This window comes from Plectonema cf. radiosum LEGE 06105 (assembly GCF_015207665.1).
Lineage (GTDB): Bacteria > Cyanobacteriota > Cyanobacteriia > Cyanobacteriales > Nostocaceae > Rivularia > Rivularia radiosa_A.
Genome location: NZ_JADEWL010000173.1, coordinates 1 through 12,681 on the forward strand (window position 1 = coordinate 1; position 12,681 = coordinate 12,681).

Annotated in this window: 13 protein-coding genes and 1 pseudogene; 9 read left to right on the forward strand and 5 right to left on the reverse strand. The window is 35.6% G+C overall.

Annotated features, from left to right (window positions below):
• Nucleotides 1-264: 264 nt before the first annotated feature.
• Complete coding sequence (locus IQ247_RS28325) at nucleotides 265-441, forward strand: hypothetical protein (RefSeq protein ID WP_193925079.1); 177 nt, start codon at nucleotides 265-267, stop codon at nucleotides 439-441.
• Between the two features lie 12 nt (nucleotides 442-453).
• On the opposite strand, the gene IQ247_RS28330 is transcribed toward IQ247_RS28325, so the two are convergent.
• The 3 genes from IQ247_RS28330 to IQ247_RS28340 form a co-directional block, all read right to left on the reverse strand.
• Nucleotides 454-1,029 (reverse strand): hypothetical protein, encoded by a 576-nt coding sequence (locus IQ247_RS28330; protein WP_193925081.1) that lies wholly within the window; start codon nucleotides 1,027-1,029, stop codon nucleotides 454-456.
• Nucleotides 1,030-1,287: 258 nt separating this feature from the next.
• On the reverse strand, nucleotides 1,288-1,641 hold the full coding sequence (locus tag IQ247_RS28335) for a YlcI/YnfO family protein (RefSeq protein ID WP_193925082.1): 354 nt from the start codon (nucleotides 1,639-1,641) through the stop codon (nucleotides 1,288-1,290).
• Nucleotides 1,638-2,282: an AAA family ATPase gene (locus IQ247_RS28340; RefSeq protein WP_193925084.1), complete on the reverse strand. Its 645-nt coding sequence runs from the start codon at nucleotides 2,280-2,282 to the stop codon at nucleotides 1,638-1,640. The genes IQ247_RS28335 and IQ247_RS28340 overlap by 4 nt, the downstream gene beginning before the upstream one ends.
• A gap of 387 nt (nucleotides 2,283-2,669) precedes the next feature.
• Here IQ247_RS28340 and IQ247_RS28345 point away from each other — a divergent pair, with 387 nt between their 5' ends.
• Both IQ247_RS28345 and IQ247_RS32925 read left to right on the forward strand, forming a co-directional pair.
• Nucleotides 2,670-2,963: a peptidoglycan-binding domain-containing protein gene (locus tag IQ247_RS28345; RefSeq protein WP_193925087.1), complete on the forward strand. Its 294-nt coding sequence runs from the start codon at nucleotides 2,670-2,672 to the stop codon at nucleotides 2,961-2,963.
• Between the two features lie 802 nt (nucleotides 2,964-3,765).
• Nucleotides 3,766-4,305, forward strand: coding sequence for a carboxypeptidase-like regulatory domain-containing protein (locus tag IQ247_RS32925; RefSeq protein WP_228060120.1), 540 nt, complete (start codon nucleotides 3,766-3,768; stop codon nucleotides 4,303-4,305).
• Between the two features lie 83 nt (nucleotides 4,306-4,388).
• On the opposite strand, the gene IQ247_RS28355 is transcribed toward IQ247_RS32925, so the two are convergent.
• Nucleotides 4,389-4,586 (reverse strand): hypothetical protein, encoded by a 198-nt coding sequence (locus IQ247_RS28355; RefSeq protein ID WP_193925089.1) that lies wholly within the window; start codon nucleotides 4,584-4,586, stop codon nucleotides 4,389-4,391.
• A 312-nt stretch (nucleotides 4,587-4,898) separates the two neighbouring features.
• On the opposite strand from IQ247_RS28355, the pseudogene IQ247_RS28360 reads away from it, so the two are divergent.
• The 6 genes and pseudogenes from IQ247_RS28360 to IQ247_RS28390 all read left to right on the forward strand — a co-directional run bounded on the left by IQ247_RS28360 (nucleotide 4,899) and on the right by IQ247_RS28390 (nucleotide 10,950).
• Nucleotides 4,899-5,938 (forward strand): annotated as a pseudogene (locus tag IQ247_RS28360) (IS701 family transposase).
• A gap of 694 nt (nucleotides 5,939-6,632) precedes the next feature.
• Complete coding sequence (locus IQ247_RS28365; protein WP_193925090.1) at nucleotides 6,633-6,776, forward strand: hypothetical protein; 144 nt, start codon at nucleotides 6,633-6,635, stop codon at nucleotides 6,774-6,776.
• Nucleotides 6,777-6,988: 212 nt separating this feature from the next.
• The gene (locus IQ247_RS28370; protein ID WP_193925091.1) at nucleotides 6,989-7,540 is read left to right on the forward strand and encodes a hypothetical protein; all 552 of its coding nucleotides are present in this window, start codon (nucleotides 6,989-6,991) and stop codon (nucleotides 7,538-7,540) included.
• 949 nt (nucleotides 7,541-8,489) lie between these two features.
• Entirely contained in the window at nucleotides 8,490-8,633 is a 144-nt protein-coding gene (locus IQ247_RS33705; protein ID WP_375341257.1) for a transposase, read from the forward strand.
• Nucleotides 8,634-9,695: 1,062 nt separating this feature from the next.
• Entirely contained in the window at nucleotides 9,696-10,319 is a 624-nt protein-coding gene (locus IQ247_RS28385) for a hypothetical protein (protein ID WP_193925092.1), read from the forward strand.
• Between the two features lie 163 nt (nucleotides 10,320-10,482).
• On the forward strand, nucleotides 10,483-10,950 hold the full coding sequence (locus IQ247_RS28390; protein ID WP_193925094.1) for a hypothetical protein: 468 nt from the start codon (nucleotides 10,483-10,485) through the stop codon (nucleotides 10,948-10,950).
• Between the two features lie 246 nt (nucleotides 10,951-11,196).
• Here IQ247_RS28390 and IQ247_RS28395 read toward each other — a convergent pair whose 3' ends face one another.
• Entirely contained in the window at nucleotides 11,197-11,979 is a 783-nt protein-coding gene (locus IQ247_RS28395; RefSeq protein WP_193925096.1) for a potassium transporter TrkG, read from the reverse strand.
• Between the last annotated feature and the right edge of the window lie 702 nt (nucleotides 11,980-12,681).

Genomic DNA, 12,681 nt, shown 5'->3' on the forward strand with positions numbered 1-12,681 from the left:
TTCGAGCGATCGCGCTGAGTATGAAAAAGCAAAATCAAGAGCAGAAGTAAAAGTTTTTTCAAGAGCAAGAATATTGGACATCGTAAATGTTGATATATTCTTCTTAAAAATTAATTTAGGCTTGTCGCTTCTTAACCGATTTAACTTCAAACTTTGAACGAGCGGTTTTATCAGGTGACAACTCTATTAAAAGTGGAATGTGCAGTACAAACGTATTGTCGGAATTTATGATGATACTCCGTTATTTAGGCAGTGCCAAGTGCCATGATTGATAATAAGCCTCAAGATAGCGATCGTTATGAGATGCATTGTGCGATTACCAATCAAGTTACCAAGCTTTCTTGGTATTCTCATTTAGGTGAGATTCACTACTCTAGTAGAGCTATTACCACACAAGCATTTTTCAATCCATTGTTTAAAACAAATCTAATTTTTTCTTAATTGCAACTTGCGTCACGTATTTTGAGCCAACTGCTTCAGCATCTTCTCAGTCTCTTGTGCGTTGCGAACTCCCATAAATCCTATCTCCTCACTTCTTTGATATCCGTCACTATTTCTCAGGAGCCGAACGGAGATAACCACGTCACCCGATCCATTTGCTTGCTCTTTCCGGTATATATCTTTTAGTTCAGAAGGTAAGTAGCTTCTTATAATAGTAAACACACCACCTTGAATAGAGATAGCTCGTCGATTTGTAATTAAATAAACTGTTTTTCGCGCTGCTAGCCACACCCATATAGGACTAGATAGCATTCCAAAACCAATAAGTACAAAAGGCAGACCAAAAAGAGCAAACAGATGCTGAAATTGTATTCCTTCTCTTATATCTGGAAATTTGAATCCCAATGCAGCCCATATCCAAAATAAGGCAAAACTTGTCGAAGGAATACCGAGTAAAATACTGCTTATAGAAGATGCTGTAAAAAAACGAGGTATGGGTTGCTCAACCCATTTTATAGTTTCTCCTGCTTCAAGCTCTTTGTGTACTTTTTTTCGGAGTTCATTTGGTATTTGTAAATTGTTTAACATAAATGTTTCTTCACTTGCTGAAAATACTCCTAATCGTTTGTTCTTAAAAAGACTGTAAAAATATTGTATTATTTATCACTTGAAACTCAATTTTCGTCACTATACTGATTTGCAAAGTTTTGCGCGGTATCGGATGGTTAAAGTAAGTGGTGAATTTAACTTTTAAATATTCCTATCACCTAAAATTAGTATCTCAGATTTATTTCTATAAAACTCTTCCCCTCCTTTATTTATATACTGCATTACTGCATTACTTAATTAATCATCTACTTCTTCCAACGCTTCATCCAGCAAAAGCCTGACAATCTCAGCCTTCTTCTTACCAGTAGAAGCCGCTAGCATAGACAACTTACGATGCATTGATTGAGGTAAATCTACAGTTAATCTTACCGTTGCTTCTTTAACGCTTTCTTGTTGCAGTTTAGACACAATTGATGATTTTTTGGTTTTAGTAGTTTTAGCTGTAGTTTTTTTAGGTGGTGGTTCTGGTTCTTCAATTATTTCTATTTCTTCCTCAACTTCATTAGTTACTGGTTGTGGTTCAACAGCCTTTTGACCGTAAACAAATTCCGAAGCCAAGGTATCATCGAGGGATTTTCTTTTCTTATTCATTTAATCATCCCCACAATTTCTGTAAATAATTTTTCATACTCCCGCGCCGATTCAGTAGCAGAACGCCCCGATAAATCCCAAATTGTTGCCGCTTGACCAAATGTATCGGCTATTACCTGTTTTTGATGGATCACGGTTTTTAAAACGGTCACTTCCTTGGTTTTAGATAACAGTGCGATCGCTTCGTCTTTTAACTTAGTCCCTTTCACCGCACGGCTGATAAATATTGCTGCTTTAGGCGCACCACCTCTTACAGATTGAGCTTGCTTGATTAACCGTACTGCATCGCTAGCCGATTGCAAATCTAACCCAGTCGGTTGACAAGGTACTACTGCCAAATCGGTACGAAATAAAATTGCTCTACTAGATTCAGCTAAACCCGCCGGACCATCTACAACTAAATAATCGCACTTCGCTGTAAGTTCGGGAATTTGTTCTAATAGCTCGTCAGGCGATCGCAATATTGTAAATGGTATTGAATTATCTTCCATCGACTTGAGCCACACCGAACTACTACCTTGGGCATCAGCATCTATAAGCTGTACAGAATGACCTTTACTTGATAGCCAATAGCTCAGATGTACAGCGGTTGTAGACTTAGAGCAGCCACCCTTTTGATTAATTAACGATATTACTGCCATACTGCATTACTGCATTAATTACTGCGTTAAGTAATTAAGCTGAAGGTTTGATTAATGCTTTATATACCAGATAAATGTATAAACTACAATCATTAATTCATCTATTACTGCATTACTGCATTCACTAATCACTGCATTACTTAAATAAAATAAACTTTTGTGCGATATCTACAAGGAAGGGAAATCTTATTAACACTCGCCCTGGAAGGGCAATCGCCTTGCTTCCACAATCCTTACATTACGAGATTTTATCGGCATCTAAGATCAAGGGAACATTTAATTAAAAGCTTTTTCAGATATTTTTGCTGAAATTCTGGAATTTAACAATGGCAGGATGAATCTAAACTCATCAGTAAATTCAACTATAAAAATTAGGAAAACACTACAATGCAAACAGTAAATGTAGAGCAACTAACCCCTTGCCACAGAATGCCAGTTTTACGTCGTGATGACCGTCAAAAAACAGCTTCTGAGTCTGTAAAGCTTCTACAAACACGTTTACGTCAATATAATTTTGGCTCTTTAAAAGCTGATGGTTTCTTCGGTAAAAAAACAGAAGATGCAGTTAAAGAGTTTCAAGCAAGAGGTAATGACCATGATCCAACAGTTCTTGTCGATGGAATTGTCGGACCCCAGACTTGGCAAGCTTTGGGTATGTGTGTAATTATTAGCGATTGCTAAAACTATATATAAACGCATATTAATCATATTTTATTGAAAGTAAACCCCGACTCGATGTTGGGGTTTTTGGTTGCATTGGAAATACAGCGTATTGCTTTCTTTATAAGGTGCATCTTTCTCCTGCTCCCTACCCTAAAACGATATGAATTTTACCTCGCCCCTTCAGAGAAACGGCTGTAATACTCATTCCAAGACCAAGCGCGATCGCAGCGCCAGCACCCAAAGGAGCGATGAGCGATCACTCCGCCATAGGCATCGCATATCTTTTATATTTTTTGTCAAGAGCAAAATTTTAACCATCAGTTCTATTAATAAGAATGGCTCTCTCGGTAGTAAAGTAGAATAATTACTGAGACTACTTTAGTTATATAAGTAATATTTTTTGCACAATGTAAAACCAAAATGCTTTAAAATCAAGACTTTAACAGTATCTAAAAGTGTTATTCATTAAGTTTTATAAATTTTATATAAAATCAGGAATTGTACTGATGACACCTGTAGATAATGTAAAAGTTAGTAATTTGATACTTAAGTCATTATTACCCCCTATTTGCTTGGCTTCTAGTTAAAGGAAATGTTTTTTAATACAAGACAATTCGTTGCGTAACTCTTGGAGTGCAGCGTTTTGGCATGAGTATTAAATTACTTGTCATATCTAAATACTGACATCACTTCACCTGAGCGCATTTATTTTTAAAATCATTTGCGTTGAGTTCTACTTTTATCTAAGTCTGGTTGTAAATCTTCAGGCTAAAAAAAACTACAATTCAAGCATTTTATCTTGTTATATCGAGGCGAATATATGACTAGCAATACTTATACAGGACGTGTATTAGATAATGAAAATAAAACTGTTGACAGTGCAAAGGTAACTCTCGAACTTGATGGTAAATCATATATTGTTCACTCTGATAGCGAAGGATTTTATCAATTTAATGCCGATTTAAACGGAGATACTGTTTCAGCGCGTATGCGTGTAGAGGCAGAGGAATACCAAAAGTACAATAGAAATATTGTGCTATCTCCTGTGGGTAATAAAATTGAAGAAATTCATCTTACCCCAGCTAAGAAATCAAAAAAATCTTTAGATAAAACATTAGCAATCGTAACAATAATTGGAACAGTAATCGGGACAATTATTGCAATTGCTACTTATCTAAATAATAATTCAACTACCTCATCTAGACAAAACTGTGACCCTGCTTATCCAGATTTATGCATACCTAAAGGTTCACCCGATTTACAATGCTCGGACGTTAAAGAACGTAACTTCAAAGTCCTACCACCAGACCCCCACCGCTTTGACGGTGATGGTAACGGAATAGGTTGTGAAAAAAAATGAGGTAGTACGGCGCGATCGCCTACTTATTTAGGATAGCGATAGCCCGAAGGGCGACGCTTCGCGTATCGCACTTCCAACGTTATCTATTCTTTGTCTTCGTCATCCTTATCTTTTTTCTTCAATCCTAATATCAATGGGGTTAAAGCTGTCAAAATTGCTGGTAGTAATGCTAGGTAATCATATGGCGTTGGTTGAATTACCGGGGGAGTTGGAAAGTTACTTGTAGCTGGAACGTTAATGTAAGTTTCAGCCGAGATTTTTTGAGGATTATTTGGTAACATAAGAGTAAGTAAAAATTTTATATTTCTGCCATTACGTTCCTACGAAGCTCGTTTTGGCAGGTGAACGATTGACCCAGTAATGACTGCGAATCATTGCTGGGTTATTCTATTAGCCCCGTTTTTTAAGGCTTTCAGGACTTACGCAACCGGCACAGTGCGATCGCCAATGAATAGTACTTATGTATTATATGAAAAGAATTATTTTATTGAGTATGGCTTGGATTAATAATAATAATAATAATTAATGCGTATTTTGCTGTTTCAATTTTTATGAGACAATAGATAAAGGGTGCATTTAAGGGTTGGTTCTCGATGAAATTTACTAAACTTAATTATTGTCAATATTTACTTAGCAGTCAAATTAACTATACAATGACTAATCTTGCAGAACATTTGGAAAACATTAGTCATGATAAAATCAATTATTATTTAAAAAATGAAAAGTTAACTCCTCGTTTACTTTGGGATAATGTGAAAGATTTAATTGTCATTGACGAGGATGCTTATATTATATTTGATGATACAGTTTTGGACAAAAGATTTTCTGAATAAATTGAGATAGTACGAAGACAATACAGTGGTAATGAACATGGCATTGTCAAAGGCATTGGAATAGTCAGTTGCATATATGTTAATCCTAAAAGTCTTAACTTTTGGGTAATAGATTAATGTCCCTTCGGGACACGCTTCGCTAACGTATCTTCAATCCTGAAAATGATGGTTTAACTAAGGTTGACCATGTTAAAAATATGCTGCTAGGTCTTGTATATCAAAGAAATCTACCCTTTGAAACGGTTTTAATGGATACATGGTATGCGGTAAACAGCTTAATGCTTTATATCGATAGTTTAGAAAAAATTTATTATTGTCCTTTAAAAATAAATCGTTTAGTTGATGATAGTTTTGGCAAGAAAAAATATAAAAATATCAAAAATTTGGAATGGAGTGATGAAGAGTTAGAAGATGGTAAAATATTAAAAGTTAAGGGTTTTCCTGGCAATAAAAAGGTAAAACTTTTCCGAGTAATTGTCTCTACCGACAAAACGGATTATATCGCAACCAACGATTTATCTCAAAGTTCTACGGATGTTGCACAAGAGGTGTGTAAAGTTCGTTGGCTCCGAGAGGAGTTTCATCGAGAAATAAAGCAATTGACTGGTATTGAATCATGTCAATGTCGTAAAGCCCGCCTTCAAAGAAATCATATTGCTTGCGCCATGTTAGTTTGGCTTAGGCTCAAGAATTTAGCGTATAAAACAGGTGAAACTGTCTATCAAATCAAGCATAATTTACTTTCTAATTATCTAATCGAGCAGCTAAAACGCCCAGATGTCGCGATGTTTTCTGTATAGTTTTTTAGGCGCTCGGTGCGCTTCGCGCACCATTGCTTGTGCCAGTTGCGTAAGTCCTGAGAACTAATCAATAATTTTATTGATAATTTATCTGATTACCAATATCAAATTGAAAGGTCAATCAACAATAAAAAGAGTGAATTAACGCGACTCAACAAACTTGTAGGAGAACCATTTGAATTTGAAAATAAACTACAGCTAATATGGAACCGCATCGGCGAAATTGATGTAGAAATACAATCTCAACAGCAAGCAATTGTAGCTAATTCTGATTCTAGTAATAATCAAACCGATAATATCAGCGAGGATAATGTTGAAGAGGACGATACTATTGAAGAAAATGTAATAATCCCTAAAGGACGTAGGGGACAACCACAAACCGTTAAAACTTCTAACGAGCCATACAAATATGATTGCGCTTTGTGGATTAGCGAGGAGTTTAATCACAAACTTGAGAAAGGAGAAAAACTTGGGATTGATGCTGATTACTATCATTATTATCTAAACTTTCTTCCGCCAATATGTTTTGGAATGTTATGCAAATGGGATGATGAGCAAATATATGCCGATTTTATAAGTGGTGATACTGCCTTTTGGGAAAAAGATAATCGATATTATTGTAGAAAAATACAGCACAACTAATTTTATTAAGAGATTGTTTTACGGGCATATACGATGAATTTAATCAACCAATATGCCTGTAAAAGCTATTAGTCTAAGAACGAGTTTGGCAATACCACCATCGCTTGCTGATTTTAATACTTACCTTGACGAACTTCCGAGATGTCAATCATGTATGGGAGAAGTTTGTTTGGCAAAAGGTGAAAGAATTGCCTGAAGGGGAGACATTTCCCTGGTGTTGGGATAGGCTGTCCTGACAAAAATGAAGAATCAAATAGTCCCAAAACTGCTATTTCAATAACTGATAGAAAACAAATATTAGCAGAATTCAAAAGAAGGTTTTTAAAAATATTAGATATTGGAATTCATGGCGAAAGCGTTCAAAATGAGACATTTGAAAACAGAAGTTTTTCTGAGATAGCATATAAATTGAAAGTTCACTGTAGTGGCAAAAAAATATGCTTCAATGACTATCTATTAGAAATTATTCGGCTTACCAAACGGAGTTGGATTGTCATAGAATCTTTAATTCAAGCTAAAGTGAATAAAATTTTCTCCGAATCTCAACCACACAAATGGAATGTTGGTAATGCAGAATATAATCAAATGATGGAAGTAATCGCCTATAAACAAATTCAACTACGCTGTGCCAAAGAAGCTTGTAAATATGTGTTTACTCTAGGTAGAGAAGATATATTAAAAGAAATTGCAGGATACGCATTATTACAATACTACAGCTTAAATTTTAATATCAACCCAGCATTAATTAGTACTTGGTTAACATCAACAATAATATCGCTACTTTCTCTTATTCCGTGGCATCGTATAATGTCAGATATTATGCAGAATAAACGAATATTATGTAAACCTATCAGCGTTTTTGACGTAGAAAATGAAGAAGGACTTTCTACTATCAAAAAATATCTTATAAAGGCTAGTCAAAGACCTAAACCAAAAGGTTTTTCTAAGCGCCATTTTTAAACTTGTATTTAGCTGCTATAAATATTGCATAAATTATAACAGCTAAATAAATACTCCAGTTATGATAAAATTCATATTTTGTCGCAGTTTTCTTTTATATAAATACTTAATAGTAGTTCTATCTTATTATTACTATTATAATTTATATAAACATTAATTATATGAAGTTTACCTATAGTTTTTAGCTAAGTAATTACAATAAAATAATGTCATAATCAATTAAATTATATGCAGATGTTTTATTCTCTTAAATATCCTCTCAATCTTCTGAATTAACAGCAGTTTTTTTTGTACATTCAATTTTCAATATCAAAATTAATTGAGAAATAATATGTTTTAAGCTATTTTAATGTAGTTTTTCACTCCCCCCTATTTATTACCGTTATCAGTTATAGCATAGCCTCTCTTAGTACACAACAAATTTGCGTTGGATTTGGGGAAGCTAACATTTTCAAAAATGACAAGCTTTTTTACAACGGCGAAAAAGAAAATGGAGAAACCAAAACACTATCGTATTTTGAATAAATTTCTCAAAAAGAAGGGGGCGCATGGAAATTAGTTATGAATGCCCCATTTTGGAATGCAACCTGGGAAAGAGTTGATAAAAAAAAGTGGGTATGTATTGAATCTCGTCAAGGTTTTACTTAAATATTCCACTTTCCTTACTCCTCAATTGGCAATATTTATTAATTTTGTATTTAAAAGTATCAATACAAAATTAATATTTACTTATTCTATTTAACCTGAGTTCGGAATAAGGAAAAGGACAGATTGCTGAAAATAACACTTTTTCAGCAATCTGTCCTATGTATTAGTTTAGATGTATTGTTTTGCCATGTAGATGATTTTTGCAAAGTTTTTGAAGCAGAATGGCATAAAACACTGTTAAATCATCAAAATCATTACCGCAATTTCAAATATTTTTATTTGAATTGCGTTTAGAGGTTATGTGTCCCAAAAGCTTGCTTCTCTACTTTTGGAAGAATTTGGAATTCAGTTTTTCGCAAAACTTCGTCGCAATATGAAAAATAAATTAATGCGCCTTCATAACAAGCTATTGTCTCGCAAACGCGAGGGTTATCGAAACTATTAACGACCAACTAAACAATATCTCGTACTCTTGAGTATTCAAGACATCGAAGCCTTACTAATTTTTATGTAAACGTTCTTTGCGGATTAATTGCTTACTGTCATCAACCTAAAAAACCAAACCTTCATCTCGACTGGCTTTTACACCAATCTGCTTAACCCGAACTCAGGCTATTTAAATTAATTCAATCGAACTTTATCCACTGTCTACAATAAACTCGTCAAATAGCGAAGTATCAAATATTGCAAATATATGAAAAACTAATTCTGTAAGTTTTTGCTGCGTACTGTACTTAAGTGCTGCAATAAATTCCTTAAATTTATACCAACCATAAACACTTGCTACTTCAACTAAGTTCTTTACCGCAATAACTGGTTCACTTTCAAAATCTTCAGAAATTTAGATTATGATGCTAGTGCCACTCTTGAAATAGATGGAGTCGATCATGAAGTTAATTATGACTCATCCACCAAAGAATTTACTATAGATTAACGAAAGCTACGTGCCAAGGTTTAATTTTATCAATAACCTATAGAGGAATAAGGAATAGCTGGGGTTTTTAGATATATCGGTAAGGCTATCTTCCTCATAATATTTCCCACCCCGGTGGTAGTGGATGTGGCAACCGCTACACAAAGCAAATAATTAAAAAGCAATGTCTTCGTCCCTCACCTATGACGAATCTTGATCGCTGAGGTTGACATCCTGGGCGATCGCATTCGTTAAGAGCGGGAAGCCGATAGTTGTCCGCTAGCTGAAATTTATCGCCAGGTGCCGATGACGACAATGAACTGGTACAGAATTGAAGCCGAAGAAACGAAAGCTTTACCGATTGAAACACTTGAAAAGATAGAATCCTTACTAGGCGTTAATTTCGGGGTAAAGTCTGATTATTTCCGAAATCATTCAGTTCGGTCTGGTAGTAATCACTAGAACAACCGATTATAAATAACGAATATAATTAGCCACGGGGACTTACCCCATTACAAAGCCTGGTCGTACTTGACTGGGCTTTTGGCATAGAAAATTAATTGTATAATTCCAAGCAAAAAAGTGGGTGTGCATATGAATATTAATCCCCATCTTCAAGCTGTAGTAGAAGCCCCATATTATGAGAACAAACCATTATATTCGTGGGCGATCGCAGACTACAAACCATTTACGTTTATTCGATTGCATGGCAAGATGACAGACCCAGAGGTCGGTTTAGTTTTTGCTCAACTAGTCGATTACAACAATATCTCAAGTGAAGGTAACGCGAACAATGTGTTACACCGAGTTATTCAAGCTGCAAGTTTAGTTTTACCCGGAGGTATCCAAGCTAAAACTGCTAACAATAAAGTAATTAGCCCAAGTTGCTGTTGCGGATTAGAAAGGTGGCGAGATTGGCTGAGCTTTATGAAGAAAGGTACATCGCCTTGGCTCGGACACGATCCAAATCCTTGGGTTGAAAAGGTGGGAGGTTTGGTTCGCGTATGGTCGGATGAGGGACATAGGGCATTTCACATAGACTTTGAGCAATCCAAGTTTGAAGCCCAACTAAGTAAGGTAGAGCAAGATTTGAATGCATTCTTAGCACGAAGCGAGGAATGGTCACTTAAAGTGGGATTTTCCAGCCCCAGCAAACTCTGTGCTAAGTTTGATGAATGTTTCAATATTTCACGTTGGGCGCGATACCGCAAGGTGTAAAAATGTGGGCGTATCGCTTCGGAGTTGGCAATTCAGGGTGATAAGCTGCGATCGCGGCAGGAAGGGAATGGGTTTTGGGAGAATGATAATTTTTATTCCGGAATCACCAAACTTGGAGGTGTAGTCCGAGCCGAGTTTTAATTAATACCATGTCGTTAAAATTATGGCTTATATCAATCGTCGCAGTTTGCAAGTAACTCCGGACACAACAACCCGCGTGGCGCGTTGTGTAATTGAAGGCGATATCATTTTTACCGACTACGAATTAAACGAAATTGGTGAAGGATTAGAATTTACCCTAGTCTGCGAATTATGGGGAGCCGACCAAATTTTGATTGAGCAGCCTGGGCTATATCCCGACCCAATCTTGCGGCGATCGCCTTCGCATGATGATTTTTTAATCCGTGTGGGTTCTATGCGAATCAATCGCAGTATGGTGTCGGGTAATCCAGTACCGTTTCGCTTTGAGCGTAGTGTTGGTTTTGATGTCTTAAACGAAGACCGTGGCACTAGAGAAGGTTCTTATACTATTAGTGAAACCGATGAAATTTATGCCAAATTAACATTAACTAATACCTATACCCTTATTCAAACACAAGGTAGCACCAATCGTTATAACTATCGCTTTTAGAAGCTGGCTTACCATAAAGATAACTGCCCCGGTGAAACGTTAGATTTACCGCCACGATGGTACAAAAGGTGACAGGCGGAGCAAAGCGCTGCAAGGTTACTTCTGGAATTATTTGATGGATTTCTGTCCCAATGATGAGTTTGGAGGGTGCGTTTCATCCGTTCGGAGCGGGTAAGTTTGGATGTGTCTTCACCGGGTCGTATACACTGTAATTGGCACTTCTGACACCGCCATTTTGCGGAACTTTTAATCGATGTGGCGATGTCCGTCCAATCCGGGGGGTATAGCGAATAAATGAAAGAAACTAATAGTTCCAAAAATTAATAGAAAAATACTTGTACTAACAGCAACTTTAAAATCAAGAGAGAATATTATATTTCTCGACTTTCTAAGTAAAGGGTCGCGTAGCCATAAAATCATTTCTAATATAACCTGATAACCAATTCCACCAAAAATAGTTAAAAACGAAATTGTAAACACCAATAAAGCTGATGATTGGTAGTTAATTAAACTATTTTTAAACAGGCTAAAACCTGCATTATTCCAAGCACTAACACTATGAAAAATAGCCAACCACATTCCTCTATCCCATCCAAAATCTGGGACAAAAACTAGCAATAATAAAAATATTCCTGTAATTTCAAAAAATAAAGTAGTGGCGATAATTGAACGAATAATTTGACCGCTACCCTGCATTTCGCGTCTATCTAAGGATTGTTGAATGCCAATTTTGTGTCTTAAATTAAATGTACGTCTGGTCAACATGATTAAGAAGGTTGTAAATGTCATGTATCCCAATCCGCCAATCTGTATAAGTATTAGTATGATTAACTGACCCCAAAAAGAATAATAGTTCCCAGTATCTACTATAGTTAATCCAACAACACAAACTGCTGAAGTCGATGTAAATAGAGCAACAATCAGGTTATTCCACGTACCAGAAGCTGTAGCAAAAGGCATCATCAGCAAGACAGTTCCTACAGCAATAACATATAAGAAACCAAGGCAAATTTTCTGGGAAACTGTCATTTTAATTAGTAGTTAGATTATATATTGTCACTGCAATAGCAAGACAAATATTAAAACTACTTATTTAAAATATTACGATGTAAAACATACATATATGTTTTCTGAATACATGGATTAAAATAATAATTATTTTAAAAACATTATTGTATTTTTAGTTGCTATTTATAGTAAGTTGTATTACTTTCAATTAAATAATAAAATAACTCTGAATTAATATTGAATTGTCTTTTTATTTAAGTAGGTGGGCGAGAAAATTTATAAGTATGTAACGAAAAATTAACAACTATTGTTAGAGTTAAATTTGATACGTTTAGTGCTGTAGTCTCCTCTTTGTCCTCTAGCTTCAACCCGGCATTGAGCCGAGATGTGACCAAAAACCTGCAAGATGCCTTCAAAAGCCTTGATTTCTCGTCACAAATAAAGGCGTTTTTGACTATGATGTAACAAATTTTCAAACGCTTGCATAATAAGACTTTTCAGACCATATTGCAGGAAATCACACGTACCTCGGCTTCATGCCAAATTTGGATAAAAAGTAATTAATAACTGGTTGCAGAAATGCTGCAATAGTGACATAACTTATGACAAAAAGCATTTTTCAGCATTGCCAGTGAAATCCCTTACCACAACGACAATTGACCAGATTGGGCAGGGCTTGTATCCTACTGGTTGTTGGGGCTTCATTCCTCCCCATCCCCCAAC

What these genes read in the sequence shown, in the direction of transcription:
- IQ247_RS28325 (WP_193925079.1), top strand. Translation starts at nt 265, where the DNA reads ATGATTGATAATAAGCCTCAAGATAGCGATCGTTATGAGATGCATTGT.
- IQ247_RS28330 (WP_193925081.1), bottom strand. Translation starts at nt 1,029, where the DNA reads ATGTTAAACAATTTACAAATACCAAATGAACTCCGAAAAAAAGTACAC.
- IQ247_RS28335 (WP_193925082.1), bottom strand. Translation starts at nt 1,641, where the DNA reads ATGAATAAGAAAAGAAAATCCCTCGATGATACCTTGGCTTCGGAATTT.
- IQ247_RS28340 (WP_193925084.1), bottom strand. Translation starts at nt 2,282, where the DNA reads ATGGCAGTAATATCGTTAATTAATCAAAAGGGTGGCTGCTCTAAGTCT.
- IQ247_RS28345 (WP_193925087.1), top strand. Translation starts at nt 2,670, where the DNA reads ATGCAAACAGTAAATGTAGAGCAACTAACCCCTTGCCACAGAATGCCA.
- IQ247_RS32925 (WP_228060120.1), top strand. Translation starts at nt 3,766, where the DNA reads ATGACTAGCAATACTTATACAGGACGTGTATTAGATAATGAAAATAAA.
- IQ247_RS28355 (WP_193925089.1), bottom strand. Translation starts at nt 4,586, where the DNA reads ATGTTACCAAATAATCCTCAAAAAATCTCGGCTGAAACTTACATTAAC.
- IQ247_RS28365 (WP_193925090.1), top strand. Translation starts at nt 6,633, where the DNA reads ATGCCTGTAAAAGCTATTAGTCTAAGAACGAGTTTGGCAATACCACCA.
- IQ247_RS28385 (WP_193925092.1), top strand. Translation starts at nt 9,696, where the DNA reads ATGAATATTAATCCCCATCTTCAAGCTGTAGTAGAAGCCCCATATTAT.
- IQ247_RS28390 (WP_193925094.1), top strand. Translation starts at nt 10,483, where the DNA reads ATGGCTTATATCAATCGTCGCAGTTTGCAAGTAACTCCGGACACAACA.
- IQ247_RS28395 (WP_193925096.1), bottom strand. Translation starts at nt 11,979, where the DNA reads ATGACAGTTTCCCAGAAAATTTGCCTTGGTTTCTTATATGTTATTGCT.